This is a genomic window from Micromonospora sp. NPDC006431, from assembly GCF_042870725.1.
Taxonomy (GTDB): Bacteria; Actinomycetota; Actinomycetes; order Mycobacteriales; family Micromonosporaceae; genus Micromonospora.
The window spans coordinates 408,572-433,022 of sequence record NZ_JBIAHQ010000004.1; the positions used below are offsets into that span (position 1 = coordinate 408,572).

Sequence of the window (24,451 nt, forward strand, 5' to 3'; positions counted from 1 at the left end):
CGCCGTGGGCGGCTGCGAGGACCCTCGACCGGGGGTCGGCGTCGCCGGCCACCACCCGGGGGTCAGAATCACCCATTCGCGCATCGACTGACGGTGCGCCGTGAGCCTCACGAGGACGCAGCGATGAACATCCTGGACGCCCTTGACGCCCAGTCGAAGCGCGTTGACATCCCCGACTTCCGTGCCGGTGACACCGTCAAGGTGCACGCGCGGGTTGTCGAGGGCAACCGGTCCCGGGTCCAGATCTTCCAGGGCGTCGTCATCCGCCGCCAGGGTGACGGCCTGCGCGAGACCTTCTCGGTCCGCAAGGTCAGCTTCGGCGTGGGTGTCGAGCGGACCTACCCGGTCAACAGCCCGGCGATCGACCGGATCGAGGTCGTGACCCGCGGTGACGTGCGGCGCGCCAAGCTCTACTACCTGCGTGAGCTGCGCGGCAAGAAGGCCAAGATCAAGGAGCTGCGCGAGAAGCAGCCGGCGAGCTGAATCTCCTTGCGCCACGCCGCCTGACCTGCCCGTATGTGGTATCGACCGGAGCCCATTACCCTGGTCATACGGGCGCAGGGGGACGGCACACCGCGCGTGCTCGGCGCGGTGGCACAGCGATCCACTACCGCCCGTGGGGTCTCCTGGCGAGACTCCCGGGCGGTAGTGTCGTTTCCGCGGACCGGAGAGTGGCATGGTGCAGATGCTTGACGAGGACGGCACCGTCGATCCGTTACACCGACGGTCCCGGCGGTCCCGCCGGCAGATGCCCCTCTGGCAGGAGCTGCCCCTGCTCCTGGTGGTCGCGTTCTGCCTGGCCGTGCTGATCCGCACCTTCCTGCTCCAGGCGTTCTTCATCCCCTCCGGCTCGATGGAGGACACCCTCCTCATCGGCGACCGGGTGCTGGTCAACAAGGTCGTCTACGACGTCCGTGACCCGGCCCGGGGCGAGGTCGTGGTCTTCCGGGGCACCGACCGGTGGGTGGCTCAGGAGGCCCCGGCGCCGCCGACCAACTTCGCCGGCAAGGTCGGCCGCACCCTCGGCGACCTGGTGGGGATCAGCCGCCCCGGCGAGAAGGACTTCATCAAGCGGGTCATCGGCGTTCCGGGCGACCGGATCTGGTGCTGCGACGACGGCCGGGTCGTGGTCAACGGCGTGCCGTTGGACGAGCGGGCGTACGTGTCGGAGGATTCGCCGGTCGAGCTGCCGCCGAACCCGAAGGAGTGCCGCTCCCGGCAGTTCACCGAGGTGGTCGTACCCCCGGGGCAGATCTTCGTGATGGGCGACCACCGGCTGGTCTCCCAGGACGCCCGGTGCCAGGGCCCGGTGCCGATCGACAACGTCGTGGGCCGGGCCTTCATGATCGTGTGGCCGTCGCAGCGGTGGGCCACCCTGCCGGTCCCGCAGACCTTCGCCGACCTGCCGCAACCCAAGGCCGCGCCGGCCGGACCGGTGCCCGTCGATCCGGACCCGGTGGGCGGTGTCGTCCTGATCCTCCCGGTCACGGCCACGCTCTCCGTTCTCGCGAGTTCGGGGCGACTGCGCCGCGCCCGGGGACGTAGGCTCCTCCCGTGATTGACGAGCAGACCGAAAAGCCGCGCAGCTCCTTCTGGAAGGAGCTGCCCATCCTCCTGGGCGTGGCGATCCTGGTCGCAGTGCTGGTACGTGCCTTCGTGCTGCAGACCTTCTTCATCCCGTCCCCGTCGATGGAGAACACTCTCAAGATCGACGATCGGGTGCTGGTCAACAAACTGGTCTACGACTTCCGCTCGCCGCACCGGGGCGAGGTGATCGTCTTCAAGGCGCCCACCGACTGGAGCGGCAATCCGGAGGGCGAGGACTTCATCAAGCGGGTGATCGGCGTCGGCGGTGACCACGTGGTCTGCTGCGACCGCACCGGCGGTGCGGAGCGGCTGGTGATCAACGGCAAGCCGCTCGACGAGCCGTATCTCTTCCCCGGCAACAAGCCCGCCGACCAGGACTTCGACATCACCGTGCCGGATGGCCGGCTCTGGGTGATGGGTGACCATCGGCAGGCCTCCGGCGACTCGCTGGAGCACTGGCAGCAGTCCGGCGAGGACATCAACGAGGCCACCATCCCCGAGGACCGGGTGGTCGGGCGGGCCTTCACGATCTTCTGGCCGGTCGGCCGGGCGACCTGGCTCACCGTGCCGAAGCAGTTCGACGGGATTCCCAATCCCTGACCCCGGAGGGCGTGGGCGTTCGTCGGACGCGTCTGGCAGGCTTGGGCCGTGACCGTCTACACCCCTCGTCGCGCGGCCCGCGTGCTGCTCGTCGACGCGTCCGACCGGGTGCTGCTGTTCGCCGGCACCGATCCGGGCCGACCGGGGCACGCCTACTGGTTCACCCCCGGCGGGGGACTGGATCCGGGGGAGAGCCCCGCCGCGGGCGCGGCCCGGGAGTTGGCTGAGGAGACCGGACTGCGGCTCACCCCGGCAGAGCTGGGCGCGCCGGTCTGGGCGGAGACGGTCGAGTTCCCGTTCGACGGCGTCTGGTACCGCCAGGAGCAGGAGTTCTTCCTGGTCCGGGTGCCCGCCTGGGAGGTCGACACGACAGGCTTCGACGAGGTCGAGCGGGCCAGCGTGTCCGGCCACCGCTGGTGGTCGCTGGCGGAGCTGTCTGCGACCGCCGAGCGCTACTACCCGCCGGACCTGCCGGACCGGCTCGCCGCCGCGCTGGCCGGGGACCGGTCCGCCGCCGGGGGTGAGCCGTGCTGACGCCCCCGCGTACGGTGGTGCGCCGCGACGGCGGCCTCTACGCCCTCGAACGGGCCCTGCAACGGCGGGGCTTCCGCCACGTGGCCGGTGCCGACGAGGCCGGCCGTGGCGCGTGTGCCGGCCCGCTGGTGGCCGCCGCGGCGGTGCTGCCCGAGGGGCGCCGCGGCGAGATCGAGGGGCTGGCCGATTCCAAGCTGCTCACCCCGGCCAGCCGGGAGCGGATCTACGACGAGGTGGTGGCGCGCGCCCTGGCGTACGCCGTGGTGGTCATCCCGGCCGACGAGGTTGACGCGCGCGGGCTGCACGTGTGCAACCTGGCCGCCATGCGCCGGGCGCTCGCCTCGCTGACCACCCGTCCGGAGTACGTGCTGAGCGACGGTTTCGGCGTCGACGGGCTGGACGTGCCGGGGCTGGCGGTCTGGAAGGGGGACCGGGTGGCCGCCTGCGTGGCGGCGGCCAGTGTGCTGGCCAAGGTCACCCGGGACCGGATCATGGTCGAGCTGGACGGGCGGTACCCGGGCTACGGCTTCGCCGAGCACAAGGGCTACATCACGCCTGAGCACACCGCCGCGCTGCGGGAGCTCGGGCCGTGCCGGGAGCACCGCTTCTCGTACGTCAACGTCGCCACCGTCTCCGGCCGGGACGGGCGGCCGCCCCGCTCCCGGCGGCCGGCGGCCGGCGACCCGGACGCGCCGCTGTTCGGTGGCCCGGGCCCGGACGAGCCGCTGTTCGGTGGCCCGGGTCCGGACGAGCCGGTGTTCGGTGGCCCGGGTCCGGACGAGCCGCTCTTCGGCGGCCCGGTCGCGGCCCTCTTCGGCGGCCCGGAGGAGGTGCCCGCCGGGAGCCCGGACGAGCCGATGGAGCGTTCCGGCGCGCCAGGGGGTACCGTCGGCGTGGCGTTGGGCGAGCAGCCGCGACCTCCAGCGCCGGTGGGGGAAGATGTGGTCATGGAAGGCGGAGTGCGATGAGCGCGGAAGATCTCGAAAAGTACGAGACCGAGATGGAGCTGCAGCTCTACCGGGAGTACCGCGACATTGTCCGCCAGTTCTCCTACGTGGTGGAGACCGAGCGCCGCTTCTACCTGGCCAATCAGGTCGATCTGCACGTCCGCAACTCGGACGGTGAGGTCTACTTCGAGGTCGAGATGCACGACGCCTGGGTGTGGGACATGTACCGGCCTGCGCGATTCGTCAAGAATGTCCGGGTAATGACGTTCAAGGACGTCAATGTGGAAGAGCTCGAAAAGCCCGACATCTCGCTTCCCGCAGACTCCGGATTCGGCAGCTGACCGGGGCGGCGGGACGGCCGACGTGCCGCCCGCCGCCGACGGCGGATCACTCCGCCAGCACCACCACCTCGACCCGCTGCACCAGGTTGTTGGCAAAACCACCCCGGTTCCACGGCTGCTCGACCGGCTGGGTACGCCCGGAGGCGTCGGTCGCCCGCGCGCCCAGCGCATAGCGCCCCGGCGTCGGGTGCCACTCGACGTGCCACCGCCGCCAGGCCCACTCACCCCCGGTCGGCCCGTCCACGCTCGCCGGCACCCAGGTCGCACCGCCGTCGAAGGTCACCTCCACCGCCGTCACCGGCGCGTATCCCGACCAGGCCCGACCGTCCACGGTGCACGGACCCGGCCGCAGCACCCGGGTACGCGACATGAAGTCCGGGAAGCCCGGCGGGCGGACCAGCGCCCGGGGCTCGATCCGGGTCACCGGCACGCCCGGGTCGCCGGCGTCCTGCCGCAGCCGGTACGCCACGGCGTTCTGGTAGCCGTCGAACGGCTCGGCCAGCACCCGCACGTTCCGCAGCCACTTGACGTGCGCCATGCCGTACCAGCCGGGCACGATCAGTCGCAGCGGCGCGCCGTGCTGGGGCAGCAGGGGAGCGCCGTTCATCTCGTACGCGAGCAGCACCTCCTCGCGCAGCGCGTCCGCGACCGGCAGCGCCCGCTGGTAGTCCTGCTCGACGCCGCGCTCCACCCCGTGGTCCGCCCCGGTGAAGACCACGTCCACCGCGTCGGCGGCTAGCCCGGCCTCGCGCAGCAACGGCGCCAGCGGCGTGCCGGTCCACTCCGCGTTGCCCACCGCCTCCACCAGCCACGGCTGGCTGACCGGCCGCGGGTGCAGCAACGCCCGTCCATTGCCGGCGCACTCCAGGGTGACCCGGTGGGTGACCCTGGGCCGCTCCCGCAGCGCGGCCAGGTCCAGGGTGAACGGCCGCCGCACCGCCCCGTCGACGGTCAGCGTGTGCGCCGCCGGGTCCACGTCCGGGATGTCGTAGTGGATGAGCAGGTAGTGCAGGCCGGCCGGGGTCACGTCGTAGCGGAGCGCCTCCAGCGGGATCCCGTGGTTGCGCGCGGCCAGTTGGAGTTCCTCGGCGCTGATCGCCTCGTCCGGCCCGGCCACCCGGGAGGGGAAGCTGACATTGTCCACAGTGGTCATCTCGACTCCCTCGGATCGGTCAGAAGGTGGGTCGCAGGCGCGCCCTGGCCCACCGAGCGGCCGGACCGGGTCAGCCGGTCGTCGCCGACGAACTCGAACATCCGCACGCCGGTCTCCAGCGGGTGGGGCGTACCGGTGAACCGATGCACGCCCACGCCCACCCCGTCGGCGGGGCTGCTCACCGCGACCGGGGTGAAGCCCTCCTCGGCGAACCAGTCGCAGATGGCGGGCACCAGGTCCGGCTCGCGGCGGTGCCGGGTCCAGAACACCGTGCCGCCGGTGGCGCACAGCGCGGCGCAGTGCCGCACCGTGGCCCGGATGTCGGCGTCGACGATGTTGCCGAAGATGCCGCAGACCAGGACCAGGTCGGCCGGCACGAGGTCGGCATACCGGTCGGTCAGCGCCGCATCGCCCGCCACCACCTCCACCCCGCACAGGCCGGCCCCGGCGGCGGCCGCCCGGGCCACCTCGACGTTGCGTGGATCCAGCTCGACCAGGCGGGCGGTGACGTCGTCCCGTCGGGGATGAGCGGCGAGCACCGGGATCAGGTCCCGACCCTGGCCGGCGCAGAGACTGATCACCCGCAGCGGACCGGCCGGCGCGGCGTCCAGCGCGTCCCGGATCCGGCTCCGCAGCTCGGCGAGACGGCGGGACAGTGCCGAGCCGGGCTGCTCGTAGTCGGCGTGCCAGGCGTACCAGTCCTTCATCACGCGGCCAGCATAGGGGCCGCCGATTATCAGATCGGCCCCGTGCACGGTGGGCCGTCCACAGCTCACCAGTCGTCCACAGGCACCGCTCCGGCCGGTCGCCGCGACACCGATCGTGACGGCAGGGTGTCCAACGTGCCGAAACCGCTGCGCCGGGCCACCGCGGCCCTCGGGCTCCTGCTGCTGGTCGTCCCGGTCGCCGTCCGGCCCCGGCCGGCCGGGGCCGCCACCGGGGCGGCGTCCGTCCCGCTGATGAACCGGGAGTTGCCGCCGCCGATGATGTCGCCCTCGCCGACCACTCCGGCGGGCTCGTCCGACCGGATGGCCGTCCGACCACTGCCGCCCATCCTGCCGGCCGCCGGCCCCGCCGGTGGCCATCGGCCACCGGCCGACCGGGTGCCTCCCGGGCCGTCCGGCGCCGCGCGATTCGACTGGCCGCTCGCCGGCACCCCCCGACCGGTACGCCGGTTCGACCCGCCGCCGCAGCCGTGGCTGCCCGGCCACCGCGGCGTCGACCTGGCCGCCACCCCGGGCGTCGAGGTGCGCGCCGCCGGCGCCGGGGTCGTGCTCTTCGCCGGCACGGTTGCCGGGCGGCCCGTGGTCACCGTCGGGCACGCCACCGGGTTACGCACCACCTACGAGCCGGTCGACCCCCGCCTGCAGGCCGGCACCCCGGTCAGTGCCGCCACGCCGATCGGCACCCTGCGCGCCGGCCATCCCGGCTGCCCCGCCGAGGCGTGCCTGCACTGGGGGCTGCGCCGGGGCGAGGAGTACCTCGATCCGCTGGCCCTCCTCGGGCTCGGCCCGGTGCGGCTGCTGCCGCTCGACGGCTCAGCCCTGAGCCAGCAGCGTGGGGAGACGAACGGCCAACCGGTCGTACTCGTCGGGGGTGTTGTAGACCTGGCCGCACAGGCGCAGCCAGCCCTGGCCGTGCCAGGAGGCCACCGAGACCTCGGCGGCCAGCCGTTCCGCGATCCGGGCGCGCAGCTCCCGCGCCGCGTCGATCGTCGGGGCGACGCCGGGCGGCAACGGGACGAGCCGCATGGCGACCGTCGGTCCGCCGGGCACCGGCAGGTCGGCCGGCGCCACCCCGAGCGCGTCCCCGACCACCCGTTGCCCGTACGCGACCAGCGCGGCGTTGTGCGCGCGTACCCGGTCCAGGCCCAGGGTGCGCAGGGTGAACAGGCCCGCCGGGGCAGCCAACCAGGCGGTGTAGTCCAGCGTCGCCTGCCACTCGACCCGGGTGGGGAAGCCGGTCTCCTGCTCCCAGGAGACGACCAGCGGTTGGATCCGCTCCCGCCACGCCCCGGCCACCACCAGCGCGGCGGTCCCCCGCGGCGCGTACGCCCACTTGTGCAGGTTGCCCACCCAGAAGTCGGCACCGATCGAGGCCACGCTGATCGGCAACATGCCCGGGGCGTGCGCCGCGTCGACCAGCACGGGCACCCCGTGCTCCCGGGCCACCCCGACGATCGCGGCCGTCGGGAAGAGCCGGGCGGTGGGTGAGGTGATCTGGTCGACGATGAGCAGCTTGGTCCGGCCCGGACGCAGCCCGGCCCGGACGATTTCCACCACCTCCTCGTCCGAGGCGGTCAGCGGCACCGGCAGGGTCCGGGACACCGCTCCGGTCCGGCGACACTCCCGCTCCACCGAGAAGGCGACCGCCCCGTACCCGTGGTCGGTGGTCACCACCTCGTCGCCGGGACGGAGGCCGAGTGACTGGAGCACCACCGCCACACCGGTGGTGGCGTTGCCCACCAGCGCGGTGCCGTCTGGGTCGGCGCCGAGGAAGGTGGCCAGGTGCCGCCGCGTGTGAGCGATCCGGTCGACCAGGCCCTGGGTGAAGAAGCGCAGCGGGTTGGCCTCCATCTCGTCGCGCAGGCGCTGCTGGACCCGCTGCACCCCGATCGGCACCGCGCCGAACGACCCGTGGTTGAGATGGCTGACCGACGGATCGAGGGAGAAGAGCAGCCGAGCACCGGGGATCGGCTCGGGCGGCTGCGGGACGGTCATTCGTTGATCGTAGCCCGCCGTGGATCATCAACCCGCCGTTCGCCGCGAGGGCATGCCGCCCTCGCGGCGGCGGGAAGCTTTCCGGCCGTCAGGCCCGCGGGTGCGCCTGCCGGTACGCCGCCCGCAGCCGCTCCACCGACACGTGCGTGTAGATCTGGGTGCTGGCCAGCGAGGAGTGACCGAGCAACTCCTGCACGGCCCGCAGGTCCGCCCCACCCTCCAGCAGATGAGTGGCCGCCGAGTGCCGCAGCCCGTGCGGGGTGGTGCGGGGAAGGCCAGCGGCCTCGGCATACCCGGCGACGATCCGCCGCGCGGTCGTCGGGTTGAGCCGCCCGCCGCGCGCGCCGAGGAGCAGCGCCGCCCCCGAGCCCGGGCCGGCCAACGCGGGTCGGCCCCGGCCGAGCCAGGCGTCCAACGCGCGCTGCGCCGGCACCCCGTACGGCACAGCGCGCTCCCGGCCGCCCTTGCCCAGCACGCGTACCACCCGGCGGGCGTGGTCGACGTCCGCGACGTCCAGGCCGCACGCCTCGCTGATCCGCACCCCGGTGCCGTAGAGCAGCTCGAGCAGCACCCGGTCACGCAGCAGCGCCGGGTCCTCGCCGCCGGGACTCTCCGGACCGGACGCGGTGCCCTCGGCCGCTCCGCCCCGGCTGTCGCCCGAGGCCCCGCGCGCCGCCGGACTGGCGCTGGCGGTCGGCCCGTCGCCGGTGGTCGGGCCTTCGGCGGTGGACCCGACGTGCGGGGCGTCCGCCCGGGGGGCGGCGGCCTGGCCGGCGGCCCGGACGCGTGGGGCGTCCATCAGGGCGGCGGCCTGGTCGGCCCGCAGGACCGTGGGCAGGTCCCGGTGGGCGCGGGGACTGGCCAGCGGAGCGGCCACGTCGGCGGTGAGCAGGCCGGCCCGGTGGGCCCAGGCACTGAAGGTGCGGGCGGCGGCGGCCCGACGGGCCAGGGAGGTGCGTGCCGCGCCCATTGTCCGCTGCTTCGCCAACCAGCTCCGCAGCACCGCGAGGTCCAGCTCCGACAGGTCGGCGCAGCCCATCCGTACCGCATGGTCGAGCAGGGACACCAGGTCGGTCACGTACGCCCGCACGGTGTGCGCGGAGCGGTTGCGTACCCCGGCCAGATGGTCGGCGAAGGCGTCCACCGCCTCCCGTAGCTGCGGCGGCAGCGCCTCGTGCGCCACTCGGGTGCCGCGCCGCTCGCCGCTCACCGGCACCTCCGGCCCCACCTCGGCCTCGCCGCGGGCCCGGTCAGCAGGGACGGCGACGCGTCGGCGTGCCGTGGAAGACTTCCGCGGCCCCGGCGGCCCCTGCTGTCGGCGGACACCGGCTCAGCCTACGGGCGCGACCGCCGGAGAGCAGCCCACGCCGCCGCCCCGCCGCCGACCTGCCCACCGGCTGTCCTGCCGACCTGCAGGGTGGCCGGGTGCTTGCCCTGCCCCGGGGCCGTCCGGACGGCGGCGTACGTCGGGCGGGCGGGTTCCAGCCGCAGGTCGGGGTGGCTGACCGGGGCCCGGGCACGGGAAACTGGTCATACGAAGAGGACAGTGGCGGCGTCGGCCGGGCCCTCGAAGGCGGGGCGCGTCGCTGCCGGCAGGTGCCGCCCGCGCCGTGGCGGCCGGGGTGCGCCGTGGCGGGGTGATTCCCCGGCACGGCGGCGCGAAAGGGTGAGCCAGTCGGGACAGGCGTCGATCCGGGCGAGCGACGCGGGCGGGAGGAGATGCCAGGCGTGGGTGTGGATGCCGTGCTCTACCGGGTGGTGCGGGCCGGGCCCGTACGTCACCAGCCGTCGTACGTCGCGTCGGAGGTGGTCGCTGACCCGGACGACGTGCTGCTCGACCTGCTCAAGCGGGCGCGGGGCGGGGGTCGTACGCCGCTGCTGGATCGCGTCGACCCGTTGGGCGAGTCGGTCGTGGACGCCGAGGCGACCCAGCAACTGCTCGCCGAGCTGCGCTGCCTGGCCGAGTTGGCCCGGACGCCCGCGGAGGTCACCCACATCCGCCGGTTGGCGCTGCTCGCGCGGCGTTGCCTGGACCGGCGGGACGTCGAGATCCGATTCGAGGGCGACTGAGACCGGCTCCGTCACGCCGGCGTGTTCGTGGTGCTGGCGGCGGGGCCCGCACGCTTGTCGGGCGGCGCGAGGGCGTAGCCGGCGTCGCGGCGTACCACCAGGGCCAGTTCCTCCAGCATGGACAGCTTCCGCATGGCCGTGCGGAGGTCCACCCCCGCGCGTGCCGCGACGCTCTCCAGGCTGACCGGCTTCCGCCGGGGCAGCACCTCCAGCACCTGGGTCGCCTCGTCGTCGAGCTGATCCCGGAGGCGTTCGGGTGCCCGGGCGGGCGGCGCCAGGTCGTATCCGATCCGCCCCACCTCCTCGAGCACGTGCGCCACACCGGTGACCAGCCGGGCCTTGCTGTGCTCGCGCAGCAGCTCGTGCGCGCCCACGGACATCGCCGAGGTGACCGGGCCCGGCACCACCATTCCCGGTCGACCGACCCCGATCGCCCGGTTGAGGGTCTGGGTGGCGCCGCTGCGCGCCGCCGCCTCCACCAGCACCGTCCCCAGCGTGCCGGCCGCGATCACCCGGTTGCGGATGAGGAACCGGGGCCGCAGCGGGTCCGCGCCCGGCATCCACTCGCTGACCAGCAGGCCGGTCTCCGCGATCCGGTCGAAGAGCGCCGCGTTGCCCATCGGGTACGGGCGGTCCACCCCGCAGGCCAGCACGGCGACGGTCCGGCCGCCGGCGGTCAGCGCGCCCCGGTGGGCGGCGGAGTCGATGCCGAAGGCGCCGCCGGAGACCACCGTCCAGTCACGATCGGCCAGCCCGTAGCCGAGCTCGGTGGCCACGTGCGTCCCGTACGGGGTGGCCGCCCGGGCGCCGACGACGGCGACCGACCGGTCCAGTGCCTGCCCGAGGGGCCATGCCCCGCGTACCCAGAAGCAGAGCGGCGGCGCGGTCTCCAGGTCGACCCGGCGTTCGGCTCCCGGCAGCAGCAGCCGGCGCAGGTCCGCCACCCGGGCCGGCCACTCGTCGTCCTCGGGGGTGACCAACCGCGCGCCGAGCCGTTCGGTACGCGCCAGGGCCTGCTCCGCCACCGCCCGGGCGTCGTTGCTCGTGGACCGGGCGTCCACGGCGGCCCGGAGCGCCCGGTCCGGCGCCCCGCCGTCCAGGAGCAGGTCCAGCGCAGCGACCGGCCCGAGCTGCTCCACCAGCCGGTGCACCGAGCGGGTGCCCGGTTCGGCGAGCCAGGTCAACGCGACCCGCGCCAGCAGGCGGTCGTCCTTCGAGGTCATGTGCCCTCTCCCGTCCTGAGCTGGATGGCCTCCGCGATGTCCCCGCCGTCCGGCCGGTCCCGCCCGTCCAGGTCGGCAATGGTCCAGGCGAGCCGGATGACGCGGTCGAATCCGCGCGCGGAGAGCGAGCCGGCGTCGAGCCGTTTCCGCAGCTCCCGGGTGTCCCGCTCGGGTAGCCGCCACGGCGCCCGACGCAGGTACGGCCCGGGGATCTCGGCGTTGACCTTGCGACCGACGGCGGCCCACCGGTCGACGGCGGCCCGGCGGGCGGCGGCCACCCGGGCGGCCACCACCGTGGACGACTCGCTCGGCGGGCCGGTCTCCAGCAGTTCCGCCGCCCGTACGGGCAGCAGCCGGACCTGCACGTCGACCCGGTCGAGCAGGGGTCCGGAGAGCCGGCCCAGGTAGCGCCGCCGGGCCAGCGGAGTGCACTCGCAGTCGGCGTCACCCGACGGCTTCGCGCAGGGGCACGGGTTCGCCGCCAGCACAAGCTGCGTCCGGGCCGGATATTCCGCGCCGCCGCGGGTCCGGGCGACCCGTACCCAGCCGCTCTCCAGGGGCTGGCGCAGTGCCTCCAGCGCCCCCTTGCTGAACTCGGGTGCCTCGTCGAGGAAGAGCACGCCGCGGTGGGCCAGCGACACCGCCCCGGGCCGGGCCAGCCCCGACCCACCGCCGACCAGGGACGGCACCGTGGCCGTGTGGTGCGGCGCCTGGAACGGGGGCCGGCGCAGCAGCCGCCCGCCGGGCGGCAGGAGCCCGGCGATGGAGTGCAGGGCGGTGACCTCCAGGGCGGCGTCGTCGTCGAGCTCCGGCAGGATCGACGGAAGTCGCTCGGCGAGCATCGTCTTGCCGGCCCCGGGCGGCCCGAGCAGCGCCAGGTGGTGCCCGCCGGCGGCGGCCACCTCCAGCGCCCGGCGGCCGAGCCGCTGCCCGGCCACCTCGGCCAGATCGGGGCCCTCGGCGGCGGTGGCCGGCGCGGCGGTCGGTGGCGGGAGCAGCGGCGTACCGTCCCGCACGAAGGCCACCAGCCGGTGCAGGGTGTCGACGGCACGGATCCGGACGCCGGGGATGACCGCCGCCTCGGGAGCGTTACCGACCGGCACCACCACCCGCGGGAAGCCGGCCCGCGCCGCGGCGGCCACCATCGGCAGGACTCCACGCACCGGCCGGACCGTGCCGTCGAGGCCGAGCTCGCCGAGGACCACCGTCCCCTCCAGCGGCAGCAGCGGCAGTTCGCCGGAGCCGCCGAGCACCGCCGCCGCGATGGCCAGGTCGAACGCGGACCCGTACTTCGGCAGGGTGGCCGGGAGCAGGTTGAGGGTGATCCGTCGGTTCGGCCATTTCTGGCCGGAGTTGACGATGGCGGCGCGTACCCGGTCCCGGGCCTCGTGCAGGGCCGTGTCGGGCAGCCCGGAGATCACCACGCCCGGCAGCCCGGGCGCCAGGTCGGCCTCCACCTCCACCACGTGCCCGGTCACCCCGACCAGACCCACGCAGAGCACCTTGGCGTAGCTCATGTTCAGAAGGCGCCCTTCAGGTGCTCGACCCGGGCCGGGCCGGTGGCGGGCAGCCGGACTTCGAGGACGTCGAAGCGGACCTCCTCGGCGCTGGTGCCGGTCTCGGCCAGCCACCGGGCGGCCAGGCCGCGCAGCCGGCGCGCCTTTGCCGGCACCACCGCCTCGGCCGGGCTGCCGAAGTCGTCGCTCCGGCGGGTCTTCACCTCGCAGAACGCGAGCACCTCGCCCTCCCAGGCGATGACGTCGATCTCCCCGTCGGGGCACCGCCAGTTCCGGGCGACCGGGCGCAGCCCCGCCTCGATCAGGTGCCGGACTGCGCACCGCTCGCCGTACGCGCCGACGGCCTGGTTCCGCTTCGTCATGCCGCCCACGGTGCGCCCACCCCGGGTCGGGAGGCGGGTCCCGGGCCGGCCACCTGTGGACGACGGTGCGGCCTGTGGACGGGCGGACGATCATGCCCGGGCTGTGCTAGCGACCTCACCGGCAGGCCACCGCCAGGCCGACGGGCATGGCCGCGGACGGGTCGGCCGGCACGATCCACGACATTTCGGAGCAGTCGCCGATCACTCACCGTGTGCCCCGTTATGAGGCAGTATTAACCGCCCTGACCTGCGGCAATGTCGGGCTGAAGGGCGGTTGGCGGGCGGGATGGCGGTCGCATACCGTGCCGGTCGTGGACGGACGACGGAGCTTTCCCGAAGATCAGCAGGGGCCGCGCTGGAGCGATCCCGGGTACGCCGACACGGACTGGCGGGCGGCTGGCGAGGCGCGCTACCGCGACGACGACTTCCGGGCCCCCGAGCAGCGTGCCGGCGGCGAGGGCCGGTATGCCGACCCGGCCCGGTCCGGTGCGGCCGAACCGCTGGACGACGACACCGAGAGCTACCGGCGGTCGCGCCGGCTGGACGACTCCGGGGAGATCTCCGGCGAGTTGCCGGGCGGTCGCGGCGGCCGACGGGCGGCCCGCGAGGCCGGCGATGCGTTCGGCGGCGCGTCGCGGGAGAGTGCCGGCGATCCGTTCGGCGGGGTATCGCGGGAGAGCGGCGGCGACCCGTTCGGCGGCGACCCACGGCCCGGCCCGCTGGCCGGCTACCCGGTCGTCGAGCCGGCCCGTCCGGCCGAGCCGGCGCACGTGGGCCCGGCCCCGATCATTGTCGGGGACCGGCCGGCGCACGGCGCCCCCACGCCGCTGATCGTGGGGGAGCGGCCCGCCGTGCCGGCGCCGGAGGTGGTGACCACTCCGATGCCGCACCCGCTGGAGATGCCGACCGGGCCGATGCCTTCGGTGGCGCCCCGGCTGGACGGGCCGCCACCCGGCGACGGGGTCTACCGGACCCGCCGGCCGGCGCTCGCGGTGCTGCTGGCGCTGCTGGTGCTCGCGCTGGAGGTCCCGGCGCTGCGGGTGCTCCTGCGGGGCGTGGTGGGTGACCCGGTCTCCACCTCGCACGTCGTGGTGGGCACGTTCCTGGTGGTCGGGCTGCCGATCTTCGGTGCCGGTCTGTACGGGTTGCGGACCGGCGGCCTGGCGCTGGCCGACGGCAGCCGGGGCTGGCTGCGGCCGCCGACGGCGTATCTGACGGTCGGGTTGGTGCTCTTCGTCGCCGCGGCGCTCGCCGCCCGCTGACCGCCGCTGCCATGCCCCAGGACCCGGGCATTTCCGGACGGTGGTACCTGACGGCATTCGGCGGCCCACACGCTTCCGGAACGTGCGCGGATCATGGATCACCCACCGGGGTTCCGCACCCGTGTCCCGCACCCCGGGACCGGTGCACAGGGGGAGGGCGTACACTGGTCGACTGGCGACCGCCTCGCGCGGTCGACCTCGCGTGCCCTCTCCACGGAAACCTTCGTGGGGCGACGGCCTCCCTGGTCCCGATCTTGATCGGGCCCGTCACGGCCGGCGACCGGGCGCCAGGACGCCCGGCCGCCGGCCGGGCGGGACAACCAGGGATCGCAAGGAGTACCCACCATGGCCGTCGTGACCATGCGCCAGCTGCTGGAGAGCGGTGTCCACTTCGGGCACCAGACCCGGCGGTGGAACCCGAAGATGAAGCGCTTCATCTTCACCGAGCGCAACGGCATCTACATCATCGACCTGCGCCAGACTCTCGACTACATCGAGAAGGCGTTCGAATTCGTGCGCAACACCGTCGCCGGTGGCGGCAGCATCCTCTTCGTCGGCACCAAGAAGCAGGCCCAGGAGGCCATCGCCGAGCAGGCGACCCGGGTCGGCCAGCCGTACGTGAACCACCGCTGGCTCGGCGGCATGCTGACCAACTTCCAGACGGTGTACAAGCGGCTCCAGCGGATGAAGGAGCTGGAGGCCCTCGGTGACCTGAGCGGCACTGCCGCCGGTTACACCAAGAAGGAGACGCTGCAGCTCTCCCGCGAGAAGGACAAGCTGACCAAGACCCTCGGTGGCCTGCGGGACATGCAGAAGCTCCCGGCCGCGGTCTGGGTGGTCGACACCAAGAAGGAGCACATCGCCGTCGACGAGGCCCGCAAGCTGGGCATCCCGGTGATCGCCGTGCTCGACACCAACTGCGACCCGGACGAGGTCGACTTCCCGATCCCGGGCAACGACGACGCCATCCGCTCGGCCGAGCTGCTGACCAGGGTCGTCGCCGCCGCCGTCGCCGACGGCCTGATCGCCCGCTCCGGCCGGGGCCGCGGCACCGACGAGAAGCCCGAGCCGGGCCAGGTCGGCGCCGACGAGCCGCTGGCCGAGTGGGAGCGCGAGCTGCTCGAGGAGCCGAAGAAGGCCGACGAGCAGCCGGCGACCGCCGCCGCGGAGTGATCGCGCCGTCGCGTCCCCACCGTCCGATTTCCCGGCCGGTGGGGCGCGGCGGGTACGCCGGGCACATCCGGCCCGGATCCGGGTAACCGGGACCCAGACCATCCCACCGCAGTCTCAAGACCCGAAGAGAGAGTCATGTCCAACTTCACCGCCGCGGACGTCAAGAAGCTCCGCGACCTCACCGGCGCCGGCATGATGGACTGCAAGAAGGCGCTGACCGAGGCGGAGGGCGACTTCGACAAGGCCGTCGAGATCCTGCGCGTCAAGGGCGCCAAGGACGTCGGCAAGCGGGCCGGCCGCACGGCCGCCAACGGCCTCATCGCCCACGCCGGCCAGGCGCTGCTTGAGCTCAACTGCGAGACCGACTTCGTCGCCAAGAACGACGCCTTCATCGCGCTGGCCCAGCAGCTGGTCGAGCACGGTGTCGCCAGCGGCGTCTCCACCGCCGAGGAGCTGCTCGCCAGCACCCTCGACGGCAAGAGCGTCGCCGACCTGGTCCAGGAGCAGTCCGCCAAGATCGGCGAGAAGCTGGTGCTCAACCGCTTCGCCAAGCTCGACGGCACCACCGCGGTCTACCTGCACCGCAAGAGCCAGGACCTGCCGCCGGCCGTGGGTGTGCTGGTGCAGTACGCCGGTAAGACCGACGAGGCCGCCGACGCGGACGCCCGTGGCGTGGCCATGCAGATCGCCGCGATGCGGCCGAGGTACCTGACCCGGGACGAGGTCCCGGCCGACGTCGTCGAGTCCGAGCGGCGGATCGCCGAGCAGACCGCCCGCGAGGAGAACAAGCCCGAGGCGGCGCTGCCGAAGATCGTCGAGGGCCGGGTCAACGCCTTCTTCAAGGACTTCGTCCTGCTGGAGCAGGCGTCGGTCGCCGACAACAAGAAGACGGTGAAGCAGCTGCTGGCCGAGGCCGGCATCGAGGTGAACCGCTTCGTCCGGTTCGAGGTCGGCCAGGCCTGAGCCGCCGCATCGGGCGTGTGACGCGCCCGTGCGCAGGGAAACGTCGACGAGGAGGCCGCTGGTGTACGTGACAGGCACCGCGGCCTCCTCGTCGCATAGGGTCGGCAGCGGCAGGTACGCGGGACGCGGCGCACGTGCGGTGCGCGACGGAAGGGGCGGTGCGGATGACGCAGGTTGTGAGTGACCGGAGCCTGGCGGCGGATGATCCGACCGCCCCACCGCCGGGCCGGGCCCGCCGGGTGGTGCTGAAGCTCTCCGGCGAGGTCTTCGGCGGCGGCGCGATCGGTGTCGACCCGGACGTCGTGCAGGGCATCGCCCGGCAGATCGCCACCGTGGTCCGCCGCGGCGTGCAGGTCTCCGTGGTGGTCGGCGGCGGCAACTTCTTCCGCGGCGCCGAGCTGCAGAAGCGCGGCATGGACCGGGCCCGGGCGGACTACATGGGCATGCTCGGCACGGTGATGAACTGCCTGGCCCTCCAGGACTTCCTGGAGAAGGAGGGCATCGAGACCCGGGTGCAGACCGCGATCACCATGGCCCAGGTCGCCGAGCCGTACATCCCGCTGCGGGCGATCCGGCATCTGGAGAAGGGCCGTGTGGTCATCTTCGGCGCCGGCGCCGGCATGCCGTACTTCTCCACCGACACCGTCGCCGCCCAGCGGGCGTTGGAAATTCGCGCCGACGTGGTGCTGATGAGCAAGAACGGCGTGGACGCGGTCTACACCGCCGACCCCCGGATCGACCCGACGGCGAGCAAGCTCGACTCGATCACCTTCTCCGAGGTGCTGCGCCGCAACCTGCGGGTGGCCGACGCCGCGGCGTTCAGCCTCTGCATGGAGAACGGCCTGCCGATGCTGGTCTTCGGCGCCGAGGGCGACGACACCATCGTCCGTGCCGTCAGCGGCGAGAAGATCGGCACCCTGATCACCGCCTGAACGGCCCGAGCCGGCAGCGGCCCTCCGAACCACAGCAGCACAACCACGACGAGCAACAGAAGGAGGCGAGGAGACCGGTGATCGACGACACCCTCCTCGAGGCCGAGGAGAAGATGGAGCGTGCCATCGAGCACGCCAAGGAAGAGTTCGGCGGCATCCGCACCGGTCGCGCCAACGCCGCGATGTTCTCCCGGATCGTCATCGACTACTACGGCAGCCCCACGCCGCTGCCGCAGATGGCGTCCATCGCGGTCCCCGAGCCGCGCATGGTGATCATCAAGCCGTACGACAACTCGCAGCTGGGCGCCATGGAGAAGGCGATTCGCGACTCCGACCTCGGCGTGAACCCGAACAACGAGGGCAACCAGCTGCGCATCGTGCTCCCGCAGATGACCGAGGAGCGGCGGCGCGAGATGATCAAGGTGGCCCGGCACAAGGGCGAAGAGGCCAAGGTCGCCGTCCGCAACATCCGCCGCAAGGCCAAGGAGGAGCTGGACCGCCTGGTCAAGGACGGCGAGGTCGGCGAGGACGAGGGCCGGCGCGCCGAGAAGGAGCTGGACGACCTGACCCAGCGTTTCGTCGCCACCGTCGACGAGTTGGTCAAGCACAAGGAGAACGAGCTGCTCGAGGTCTGAGCGGCCCGAGCACCTGCCACGGCACCGGTGCCGCCACCCCTACCGGATGGCGGGCCCGGTGCCGTCGCCGTGGTGGGACCGTCGTCCGCCGTGCCGGCTCCCTGGGTGCAGTAGGCTCGGCACGATTCCCACCACCGCTGGGTGAACAGCGGGGATCGGCCGGCCGTCGGGCCGGTCAACCGGAACAGTCGCGCGTGTAGGGGATGGTTTTGATCTTGCGTCATGTGGTGGCTCCCGTACCGCTTCCGCTTGGTACGTGATGTCCCACCCCGACCCCTACAGCGCCGCCGAGCCGCGCGGCTGGGACCGGCCGGCCGCGCTGCCGTGGCCGGAGACTGACGTCGAGCCGGGGCCGTGGCGACGGCCCGGCGCCCCCGAGGCGTACGCGGAGTCGCACGGTCGGCCCCGCCCTGCCGCCGACCCGTACGCCCGTCCGGGCGACGGGTACGACGCGCCCGGCCGCCGGCCGTACGACGAGCGCCCGGGCCCTGACCGCGACGAGCGCGGTTACCGGGACGATCAGCGCTGGCGCGACGGTCAGGAGTGGCGCGACGGGGGCCGGGGCTACCGCGAGCCCGGCCCGGAGGATCCCCGGTACCGGGAGGCGGGCCCGCGAAGCCACGGCGAGGGCGATCCCGGCGACGGTGACCCGCGCGACCCGGGCTACGGCGGCCCCCGGGGCGGACGCCCCGGCGTGCCGTACGACGACTACCCCACTGCCCAGATCGCCCCGGTGCACGACGACGACTCGACCGCCCAGTTCGCCCCGGTACGCGACGAACCGACTACCCACCTCGCGGGCCGGGACGAGCCGGAGCCGGAGTCGTCGGCCGGTCGGCGCCCGCGCGGCCGCCGGCGGGCAAGCGCGGACCGGCCCCCGACCGCCCAGCCGTCGTCGGGCCGGGCCGGCCGTAACCTGCCGGCCGCGATCGCCGTCGGGTTGGCTCTCGGCGCGGCGATCGTGGTGCCGCTCTTCTTCTACCCGCCGGCGTTCCTCGCCGTGATCGCCGCGGCGGTCGGGATCGGCATCTGGGAGATGGCCCGGGCGGTGCGCCGCAGCGGGGCCCACCCGCCGCTGGTGCCGTTGATCGCCGGTGGCGTGATCACCGTCGGGCTGGCCTGGTTCGCCGGCCCGGACGCGCTGAGTCTCGGCCTGCTGGTCACCGTGCTCGGCACGATGATCTGGCGGTTGGGCGACGGCCCCGGCAACTATCAGCGGGACCTGACCGCGGCCACCCTGATCGCGGTGTACGTGCCGTTCCTCGGCGGCTTCGCCGCGATGCTGGCGGCCGCCCCCGGTGACGGGCACCTGCGGGTGCTGGTCACCCTGGTCGCCGTGGTGCTCTCCGACACCGGCGGGTACGCCGCCGGGGTCGCCTTCGGCAAGCACCCGATGGCCCCGACGATCAGCCCGAAGAAGTCCTGGGAGGGCTTCGGCGGCTCGGTGACCGCGGCCGCGGCCGGCAGCGCCCTGCTGCTCTGGCTGCTCCTCGACGTGGCGCCCTGGTGGGGTGCGCTGTTCGGGGTGGCGATCTCCGGCGCGGCGGTCCTCGGTGACCTCGCCGAGTCGATGATCAAGCGGGATCTCGGGGTCAAGGACATGAGCAACCTGCTCCCCGGGCACGGCGGCCTGATGGACCGGCTCGACTCGATCCTGTTCGCGGTGCCGACGGCCTACCTGCTGCTGGCGATCTTCGTACCGGTGGTGGGCTGAGGGATGAATCACGTGGGTGGGTGCGCATCCGCCAGCCGGTCGGGGTCGATTCGGCCCCTACGGACGGGTGCGCCCCGCTCCGGGCGTGTCAGACTGGACGCGCCATGACGAGTCTCCCCCTGATCTCCATTGACCCCGACGCCCGTGGCCGCCGACCGGCGATGCCGCCCCGCCACCTCGCCGACCTGGACCTGCCGGGCCGGCAGGCGCTCGTCGCCGAGCTGGGGGAGCCGACGTTCCGCGCCAAGCAGGTCTCGAACCACTACTTCGGCCGCCTGGTCCGCGACCCCGCGCAGATGACCGACCTGCCGGCGGCCACCCGGGAGCGGCTGGCCACCACGCTGCTGCCAGCGCTGCTCACCCCGGTACGCGAGCTGACCTGCGACGACGGCGCGACGCGCAAGGCGCTCTGGCGGCTGCACGACGGTTCGCTGGTGGAGAGCGTGCTGATGGGCTACCCGGACCGGGTCACCGTCTGCATCTCCAGCCAGGCCGGCTGCGGCATGGCCTGCCCGTTCTGCGCCACCGGCCAGGCCGGGCTGACCCGAAACCTCTCCACCGCCGAGATCGTCGACCAGGCGGTCTACCTCGCCGGCGTGGCCGCCTCGGGGGCGGTGGCCGGCTCGCCGCCGCGCCTGTCGCACGTCGTCTTCATGGGCATGGGCGAGCCGCTGGCCAACTACTCCCGGGTGGTGCCGGCGATCCGTCGGCTGGTGGCGCCCGCCCCGGAGGGGCTCGGCCTGTCCCAGCGACACATCACCGTCTCCACGGTCGGGCTGGTCCCGGCCATCCGCCGACTGGCCAGCGAAGACCTCGCGGTGACTCTTGCGTTGTCGCTGCACGCCCCCGATGATGAGCTGCGCGACGAACTCGTCCCGGTCAACCAGCGCTGGAAGGTGTCCGAGGTGCTGGACGCGGCGTGGGAATACGCAGCTACGACGGGGCGTCGCGTGTCGATCGAGTACGCGATGATCAAGGACGTGAACGACCAGCCGTGGAGAGCCGATCTGCTCGGACGGCTACTGGCCGGCAAGCTGGCCCACGTGAACCTCATCCCACTCAACCCGACTCCGGGCAGCCGCTGGGACGCCAGCCCGAAGCCGGTCGAGCGGGAGTTCGTCCGGCGGTTGCGCGAAGCCGGGGTCTCGACCACGGTGCGGGACACCCGGGGGCGCGAGATCGACGGCGCGTGTGGGCAGCTCGCCGCCGCCGAGGACAGGGACACCGACCCACCGCGCAAGGCAACGGTGTGACCGGGCGTAGCGAACGAGACCAGGAGACATAGTGGCGAGTCAGGGTCAGCGTTTCCGGCGTAAGGCGCTCCGCCGGGGATACAAGGTTGACGAGGTGGACGCCTTCCTGGACCGGGTGGAGGCGACGCTCGCCGGTCAGCCGGTCGGCGCGCCCGTGGCCTCCCAGGAGGTCCACGACGTCGTCTTCCGGGTCCGGTTCAACGGCTACGACGAGTGGCAGGTCGACCTGCACCTCGACCGGGTGGAGCGGCAGCTGGCCGAGCTGGAGGAACGCGGCGGCGTTCCGGGCGGGCGCGGCGGTGACCCCCGGATGAGCGACCGGCTGGGCCCGCCGATGCGCGACGACCGGGGCATGTCCCCGGCGCCGCAGCCGCCGCCCCGGCCGATGCCCGCGCAGCCCGGCCCGCCCGACCGCTACGGCAGCCGCTACGACGAGCCGGCCGGTGCCGGCCGCTACGACGAGCCGCCCGGCGCCGGCCGCTACGACGAGCCGGCCGGCGTCGGCCGCTACGACGAGCCGGCCGGCGTCGGCCGCTACGACGATCCCACCGGCGGCGGTCGCTACGACGAGCCCACCGGCGCCTTCGCCGGTGGCTACGACGGCCCGCGCGGGTACGACGCGCCGCGTGGCCCGGCCGGCCCGGGGCCGATGGGTCCCAACGCCCCGATGGGGCACGCCGGCCCACCTTCCCGCGGCCTGCCCCCGGGCCCCGGCGGCTACGGCCCGGACGAGCGGTTCGACGGTTTCGAGGCCGGTCGGCGCGGTCGCCCCGACATGACCGCCGAGATCCGGATGCCCGACCGGGACCCGCGTGACCTGCGTGGCCGTGGCCCGGCCGGCCCGCCGCACCTGCCTCAGCAGGGCTTCGGGGGTGGCCCGGGCATGCCCGGCCCGCCGATGGCCGGTCCGCCCGTCGCGGGGCCGCCGATGGCCGGTCCGCCTGTCGCGGGGCCGCCGATGGTCGGCCCGCCGATGGCTGGCCCGCCCGGCAGCGATCTCTACCGGGTGGATCAGATCCGGCGCAGCTTCCAGGTCCGCCGTTTCGGCAGCGGCTACGACCCGGATCAGGTCGACCGGTTCTTCGACAGCCTGCTCGGCGGCATGCAGGGCCGCAACCCGATGCCGGTGAACCCGAACGACCTGGACACCCTGCGCTTCGGGCTGGTGCCGGGCGGCTACTTCGAGGCCGAGGTCGACGCCGCTCTCAAGGACGTGCAGGACATCCTGCTCGGCCGCTGATCCGCAGACGACGAGGGCCCGCCCCGGTTGGGGGCGGGCCCTCGGGCATACCGGTCGAGCGCGAGCGCCGGATCAGGACCGCAGGCCGTTGCGGCGCAGCACCGCGTCGCCGAGCACGATGGCCAGCAGCAGCGCGGCGATCCCGAGCAGCCAGATGTCCTCGACCTTGCCCTCGTGGTTGCCGCAGAGCGCCATGATCACCAACACCACCGCCGACAGCACCGCCCCGATCCGTCCGGACTTGCGGTGTCCGGGCTTGTGCTGATCTGGCGCGGTTACCGGCTCGCTTCCTGCCACTGTCGGTCCTTCCCTCGCGATCGGATCTCCGGTTAGTCTGGCACGCCCCGTGTCGCGCCCGGCGCAGGGTCCGGCCTGATGGGGGACGCGTGACCCGCGAGGACGATCGGGAGCTGCTCAAGGCGGCGCACGAGGCGTGGGACCTGGAGGACTGGGCGGTCGCCGGCGGAGCCGGCGCGCCGGAGCCGGACGGGATCGGTGCGGGGCTGAGGCACCCGGGCCGGTGGACCTGCGCGCACCAGGGCGGAAAGGCACTACCGGCGTCGCGGGTCGGGGACCACACTGCCTCCGGTAGCGTCGGGACGTACGCCTGATTGCCTTTCGAGGGGGACTACGGTGCGAGTGACCGGTACGGGACATGCCAGCATGCGGATCGACACGGCCGCGGGCAGCATCCTGTGCGACCCATGGGTCAATCCCGCCTATTTCGCCTCCTGGTTCCCTTTCCCTGACAATTCGCAGCTCGACTGGGAGTCCCTCGGCCAGGTCGACTACCTCTACGTGTCGCACCTGCACCGGGACCACTTCGACGCGAAGCACCTGCGCGACCACATCTCGAAGGACGTCACTGTCCTGCTGCCCGAGTTCCCCACCTCCGAGATGGAGGACGAGCTGCGGGAACTGGGCTTCACCAAGTTCCTCAAGGCGCCGAACGAGCAGGTCGTCGAGCTGCCCGGCGGCCTGAAGATCATGATCCAGGCGCTCACCAGCCCGACCGACGGCCCGATCGGTGACTCCTCGCTCTGGGTCGAGTACGACGGTGTCCGGCTGCTCAACCAGAACGACGCCCGCCCGGCCGACCTGAGCGTCTTCGCCGAGCTGGGCCACGTGCACGCGCACCTGCTGCAGTTCTCCGGCGCGATCTGGTACCCGATGGTCTACGAGCTGCCGCAGGCGGCGAAGACCGCGTTCGGCAAGCAGAAGCGGGATCGGCAGTTCGACCGCACCTGGCGCTACATCGACGACCTGAAGGCCGACCACGTCTTCCCGATCGCCGGCCCGCCCTGCTTCCTCGACGACACGCTGTGGCAGTTCAACGACATCTTCGGCGACGAGGGCAACATCTTCCCCGACCAGTCGGTCTTCCTGGAGGAGTACGCCAAGGTCGGCGGCACCAACGGCATCGTGCTGCTGCCGGGCAGCGTCGCGGAGATCACCACCGAGGGCGCGAGCACCACCCACCCGGTGCCGGTGGCCGAGTTCTTCGCCAACAAGGTGGCCCACCTGGAGGAGATGCGGGAGCGCAAGCGCCCGATCATCGAGGCCGAGAAGCAGTCCTGGCGGCACCCGGAGCTTGACGTGCTCGGCGAGATGAAGCGCCGGATCGAGCCGCTGCTGGACGAGTCGATCTACCTGGCCAAGGGCGTCGGCGGGCCGGTCCGCTTCGACCTGGTCGGCTACGACGGAGAAAGTGTCGAGTCGATCGTGGTGGACTTCCCGGGCAAGGAGGTCCGGCCGTACGCGGACGAGAAGGTCCGTTACCGGTTCCGTACCGAGCGGGCGCTGATCGAGCACCTGCTGCACATCGGCGAGGTGGACTGGGTCAACTCGCTCTTCCTGTCCTGCCGCTTCTCGGCGGCCCGGATCGGCCAGTACAACGAGTTCGTCTACGCGTTCTTCAAGTGTCTGTCCGAGGAGCGCCTCCAGTACGCGGAGGGCTGGTACGACGAGCACGAGCGGGCCGTCGACGCGGAGGACATCACGTTGGACGGCTGGGTGGTCCAGCGGCGCTGCCCGCACCTCAAGGCGGACCTGAGCCGGTTCGGCGTCGTCGACGGTGACCAGCTCACCTGCCAGCTGCACGGCTGGCGGTTCGACCTGGCCAGCGGCCGCTGCCTGACCAGCGTCGGCCACAAGATCCGCGCGCACCGCGCCGACGCCGACACCCCGGCCCCGGCCGGCGAGGCGATCAGCTGATCCCCGCCCGG

The 24,451-nt window shown here is 73.4% G+C and carries 26 protein-coding genes and 1 pseudogene; 18 read left to right on the forward strand and 9 right to left on the reverse strand.

Features of this window, described 5'->3' with window-relative positions; genetic code table 11:
* The first annotated feature begins 123 nt into the window (after positions 1 to 123).
* The 6 genes from rplS to ACFYM6_RS11035 all read left to right on the forward strand — a co-directional run bounded on the left by rplS (position 124) and on the right by ACFYM6_RS11035 (position 4,009).
* On the forward strand, positions 124 to 483 hold the full coding sequence (gene rplS / locus ACFYM6_RS11010) for a 50S ribosomal protein L19 (RefSeq protein ID WP_357433696.1): 360 nt from the start codon (positions 124 to 126) through the stop codon (positions 481 to 483).
* A gap of 193 nt (positions 484 to 676) precedes the next feature.
* Positions 677 to 1,558 (forward strand): signal peptidase I, encoded by an 882-nt coding sequence (gene lepB / locus ACFYM6_RS11015; protein WP_387274375.1) that lies wholly within the window; start codon positions 677 to 679, stop codon positions 1,556 to 1,558.
* A complete protein-coding gene (gene lepB / locus ACFYM6_RS11020) occupies positions 1,555 to 2,187 on the forward strand; it encodes a signal peptidase I (protein ID WP_357433692.1) in 633 nt (210 codons plus the stop codon). Before lepB (ACFYM6_RS11015) ends, lepB (ACFYM6_RS11020) begins: the two co-directional genes overlap by 4 nt.
* Before the next feature lie 48 nt (positions 2,188 to 2,235).
* Positions 2,236 to 2,721, forward strand: a complete 486-nt coding sequence (locus tag ACFYM6_RS11025; RefSeq protein ID WP_387274377.1) for an NUDIX hydrolase — start codon at positions 2,236 to 2,238, stop codon at positions 2,719 to 2,721.
* Positions 2,715 to 3,689: a ribonuclease HII gene (locus ACFYM6_RS11030; RefSeq protein ID WP_387274379.1), complete on the forward strand. Its 975-nt coding sequence runs from the start codon at positions 2,715 to 2,717 to the stop codon at positions 3,687 to 3,689. The genes ACFYM6_RS11025 and ACFYM6_RS11030 overlap by 7 nt, the downstream gene beginning before the upstream one ends.
* Positions 3,686 to 4,009: a DUF2469 domain-containing protein gene (locus ACFYM6_RS11035; RefSeq protein ID WP_011905215.1), complete on the forward strand. Its 324-nt coding sequence runs from the start codon at positions 3,686 to 3,688 to the stop codon at positions 4,007 to 4,009. Before ACFYM6_RS11030 ends, ACFYM6_RS11035 begins: the two co-directional genes overlap by 4 nt.
* A gap of 46 nt (positions 4,010 to 4,055) precedes the next feature.
* Here ACFYM6_RS11035 and ACFYM6_RS11040 read toward each other — a convergent pair whose 3' ends face one another.
* The 3 genes from ACFYM6_RS11040 to ACFYM6_RS11050 form a co-directional block, all read right to left on the reverse strand.
* On the reverse strand, positions 4,056 to 5,162 hold the full coding sequence (locus ACFYM6_RS11040; RefSeq protein ID WP_387274381.1) for a sulfite oxidase: 1,107 nt from the start codon (positions 5,160 to 5,162) through the stop codon (positions 4,056 to 4,058).
* Positions 5,159 to 5,869: a class I SAM-dependent methyltransferase family protein gene (locus ACFYM6_RS11045; RefSeq protein ID WP_387274566.1), complete on the reverse strand. Its 711-nt coding sequence runs from the start codon at positions 5,867 to 5,869 to the stop codon at positions 5,159 to 5,161. The genes ACFYM6_RS11040 and ACFYM6_RS11045 overlap by 4 nt, the downstream gene beginning before the upstream one ends.
* Before the next feature lie 65 nt (positions 5,870 to 5,934).
* The gene (locus tag ACFYM6_RS11050; RefSeq protein WP_387274383.1) at positions 5,935 to 6,216 is read right to left on the reverse strand and encodes a hypothetical protein; all 282 of its coding nucleotides are present in this window, start codon (positions 6,214 to 6,216) and stop codon (positions 5,935 to 5,937) included.
* Between ACFYM6_RS11050 and ACFYM6_RS11055 the strand changes: the two are divergent.
* Positions 6,122 to 6,703: pseudogene (locus ACFYM6_RS11055) on the forward strand (murein hydrolase activator EnvC family protein); the annotation flags it as partial. The gene ACFYM6_RS11050 and the pseudogene ACFYM6_RS11055 sit on opposite strands and share 95 nt — an antisense overlap.
* Here ACFYM6_RS11055 and ACFYM6_RS11060 read toward each other — a convergent pair.
* Together ACFYM6_RS11060 and ACFYM6_RS11065 are read right to left on the reverse strand one after the other, a co-directional pair.
* A complete protein-coding gene (locus tag ACFYM6_RS11060) occupies positions 6,701 to 7,882 on the reverse strand; it encodes an aminotransferase class V-fold PLP-dependent enzyme (RefSeq protein WP_387274385.1) in 1,182 nt (393 codons plus the stop codon). The pseudogene ACFYM6_RS11055 and the gene ACFYM6_RS11060 overlap by 3 nt on opposite strands.
* A gap of 88 nt (positions 7,883 to 7,970) precedes the next feature.
* Positions 7,971 to 9,092, reverse strand: a complete 1,122-nt coding sequence (locus tag ACFYM6_RS11065) for a tyrosine recombinase XerC (RefSeq protein ID WP_387274387.1) — start codon at positions 9,090 to 9,092, stop codon at positions 7,971 to 7,973.
* A gap of 509 nt (positions 9,093 to 9,601) precedes the next feature.
* Here ACFYM6_RS11065 and ACFYM6_RS11070 point away from each other — a divergent pair.
* Positions 9,602 to 9,952: a hypothetical protein gene (locus ACFYM6_RS11070; protein WP_387274389.1), complete on the forward strand. Its 351-nt coding sequence runs from the start codon at positions 9,602 to 9,604 to the stop codon at positions 9,950 to 9,952.
* An 11-nt stretch (positions 9,953 to 9,963) separates the two neighbouring features.
* On the opposite strand, the gene ACFYM6_RS11075 is transcribed toward ACFYM6_RS11070, so the two are convergent.
* Genes ACFYM6_RS11075 through ACFYM6_RS11085 form a run of 3 tightly spaced genes read right to left on the reverse strand, consistent with a single transcriptional unit; the run spans position 9,964 to position 13,054 of the window.
* Complete coding sequence (locus tag ACFYM6_RS11075) at positions 9,964 to 11,175, reverse strand: DNA-processing protein DprA (RefSeq protein ID WP_387274391.1); 1,212 nt, start codon at positions 11,173 to 11,175, stop codon at positions 9,964 to 9,966.
* Positions 11,172 to 12,692, reverse strand: coding sequence for a YifB family Mg chelatase-like AAA ATPase (locus ACFYM6_RS11080; protein WP_387274393.1), 1,521 nt, complete (start codon positions 12,690 to 12,692; stop codon positions 11,172 to 11,174). The genes ACFYM6_RS11075 and ACFYM6_RS11080 overlap by 4 nt, the downstream gene beginning before the upstream one ends.
* Positions 12,693 to 12,694: 2 nt before the next feature.
* Complete coding sequence (locus tag ACFYM6_RS11085) at positions 12,695 to 13,054, reverse strand: YraN family protein (RefSeq protein ID WP_387274395.1); 360 nt, start codon at positions 13,052 to 13,054, stop codon at positions 12,695 to 12,697.
* A gap of 302 nt (positions 13,055 to 13,356) precedes the next feature.
* On the opposite strand from ACFYM6_RS11085, the gene ACFYM6_RS11090 reads away from it, so the two are divergent.
* From ACFYM6_RS11090 to ACFYM6_RS11125, 8 genes are all read left to right on the forward strand, one after another.
* Positions 13,357 to 14,316, forward strand: a complete 960-nt coding sequence (locus ACFYM6_RS11090) for a hypothetical protein (protein WP_387274397.1) — start codon at positions 13,357 to 13,359, stop codon at positions 14,314 to 14,316.
* 345 nt (positions 14,317 to 14,661) lie between these two features.
* Positions 14,662 to 15,489 (forward strand): 30S ribosomal protein S2, encoded by an 828-nt coding sequence (gene rpsB / locus ACFYM6_RS11095; protein WP_387274399.1) that lies wholly within the window; start codon positions 14,662 to 14,664, stop codon positions 15,487 to 15,489.
* A gap of 135 nt (positions 15,490 to 15,624) precedes the next feature.
* Entirely contained in the window at positions 15,625 to 16,452 is an 828-nt protein-coding gene (gene tsf, locus ACFYM6_RS11100; RefSeq protein WP_387274400.1) for a translation elongation factor Ts, read from the forward strand.
* 164 nt (positions 16,453 to 16,616) lie between these two features.
* The gene (gene pyrH, locus ACFYM6_RS11105; protein WP_073832711.1) at positions 16,617 to 17,384 is read left to right on the forward strand and encodes a UMP kinase; all 768 of its coding nucleotides are present in this window, start codon (positions 16,617 to 16,619) and stop codon (positions 17,382 to 17,384) included.
* A gap of 77 nt (positions 17,385 to 17,461) precedes the next feature.
* Complete coding sequence (gene frr, locus ACFYM6_RS11110; protein ID WP_357433664.1) at positions 17,462 to 18,019, forward strand: ribosome recycling factor; 558 nt, start codon at positions 17,462 to 17,464, stop codon at positions 18,017 to 18,019.
* Positions 18,020 to 18,278: 259 nt separating this feature from the next.
* Positions 18,279 to 19,733, forward strand: coding sequence for a phosphatidate cytidylyltransferase (locus ACFYM6_RS11115; RefSeq protein ID WP_387274568.1), 1,455 nt, complete (start codon positions 18,279 to 18,281; stop codon positions 19,731 to 19,733).
* Positions 19,734 to 19,837: 104 nt separating this feature from the next.
* Positions 19,838 to 20,986 carry a 23S rRNA (adenine(2503)-C(2))-methyltransferase RlmN gene (rlmN, locus tag ACFYM6_RS11120; protein WP_387274403.1) on the forward strand — a complete coding sequence of 383 codons (1,149 nt, stop codon included), beginning with the start codon at positions 19,838 to 19,840 and terminating at the stop codon, positions 20,984 to 20,986.
* Between the two features lie 31 nt (positions 20,987 to 21,017).
* Positions 21,018 to 22,226 carry a DivIVA domain-containing protein gene (locus tag ACFYM6_RS11125; protein WP_387274405.1) on the forward strand — a complete coding sequence of 403 codons (1,209 nt, stop codon included), beginning with the start codon at positions 21,018 to 21,020 and terminating at the stop codon, positions 22,224 to 22,226.
* Between the two features lie 72 nt (positions 22,227 to 22,298).
* On the opposite strand, the gene ACFYM6_RS11130 is transcribed toward ACFYM6_RS11125, so the two are convergent.
* Positions 22,299 to 22,523 (reverse strand): DUF2631 domain-containing protein, encoded by a 225-nt coding sequence (locus tag ACFYM6_RS11130; RefSeq protein ID WP_073832544.1) that lies wholly within the window; start codon positions 22,521 to 22,523, stop codon positions 22,299 to 22,301.
* Between the two features lie 89 nt (positions 22,524 to 22,612).
* Between ACFYM6_RS11130 and ACFYM6_RS11135 the strand changes: the two genes are divergently transcribed.
* Positions 22,613 to 22,837 (forward strand): hypothetical protein, encoded by a 225-nt coding sequence (locus ACFYM6_RS11135; protein WP_387274407.1) that lies wholly within the window; start codon positions 22,613 to 22,615, stop codon positions 22,835 to 22,837.
* 22 nt (positions 22,838 to 22,859) lie between these two features.
* Positions 22,860 to 24,440 (forward strand): Rieske 2Fe-2S domain-containing protein, encoded by a 1,581-nt coding sequence (locus ACFYM6_RS11140; RefSeq protein ID WP_387274409.1) that lies wholly within the window; start codon positions 22,860 to 22,862, stop codon positions 24,438 to 24,440.
* The last annotated feature ends 11 nt before the right edge of the window (positions 24,441 to 24,451 follow it).

Coding starts and splice junctions, on each gene's coding strand:
- ACFYM6_RS11080 (WP_387274393.1), bottom strand. CDS start 12,692: ATGAGCTACGCCAAGGTGCTCTGCGTGGGTCTGGTCGGGGTGACCGGG.
- lepB (WP_387274375.1), top strand. CDS start 677: ATGGTGCAGATGCTTGACGAGGACGGCACCGTCGATCCGTTACACCGA.
- ACFYM6_RS11040 (WP_387274381.1), bottom strand. CDS start 5,162: ATGACCACTGTGGACAATGTCAGCTTCCCCTCCCGGGTGGCCGGGCCG.
- rplS (WP_357433696.1), top strand. CDS start 124: ATGAACATCCTGGACGCCCTTGACGCCCAGTCGAAGCGCGTTGACATC.
- rlmN (WP_387274403.1), top strand. CDS start 19,838: ATGACGAGTCTCCCCCTGATCTCCATTGACCCCGACGCCCGTGGCCGC.
- ACFYM6_RS11070 (WP_387274389.1), top strand. CDS start 9,602: ATGCCAGGCGTGGGTGTGGATGCCGTGCTCTACCGGGTGGTGCGGGCC.
- pyrH (WP_073832711.1), top strand. CDS start 16,617: ATGACGCAGGTTGTGAGTGACCGGAGCCTGGCGGCGGATGATCCGACC.
- ACFYM6_RS11075 (WP_387274391.1), bottom strand. CDS start 11,175: ATGACCTCGAAGGACGACCGCCTGCTGGCGCGGGTCGCGTTGACCTGG.
- ACFYM6_RS11035 (WP_011905215.1), top strand. CDS start 3,686: ATGAGCGCGGAAGATCTCGAAAAGTACGAGACCGAGATGGAGCTGCAG.
- tsf (WP_387274400.1), top strand. CDS start 15,625: ATGTCCAACTTCACCGCCGCGGACGTCAAGAAGCTCCGCGACCTCACC.
- ACFYM6_RS11115 (WP_387274568.1), top strand. CDS start 18,279: ATGTCCCACCCCGACCCCTACAGCGCCGCCGAGCCGCGCGGCTGGGAC.
- rpsB (WP_387274399.1), top strand. CDS start 14,662: ATGGCCGTCGTGACCATGCGCCAGCTGCTGGAGAGCGGTGTCCACTTC.
- ACFYM6_RS11045 (WP_387274566.1), bottom strand. CDS start 5,869: ATGAAGGACTGGTACGCCTGGCACGCCGACTACGAGCAGCCCGGCTCG.
- ACFYM6_RS11085 (WP_387274395.1), bottom strand. CDS start 13,054: ATGACGAAGCGGAACCAGGCCGTCGGCGCGTACGGCGAGCGGTGCGCA.
- ACFYM6_RS11050 (WP_387274383.1), bottom strand. CDS start 6,216: ATGGGCGGCAGTGGTCGGACGGCCATCCGGTCGGACGAGCCCGCCGGA.
- ACFYM6_RS11060 (WP_387274385.1), bottom strand. CDS start 7,882: ATGACCGTCCCGCAGCCGCCCGAGCCGATCCCCGGTGCTCGGCTGCTC.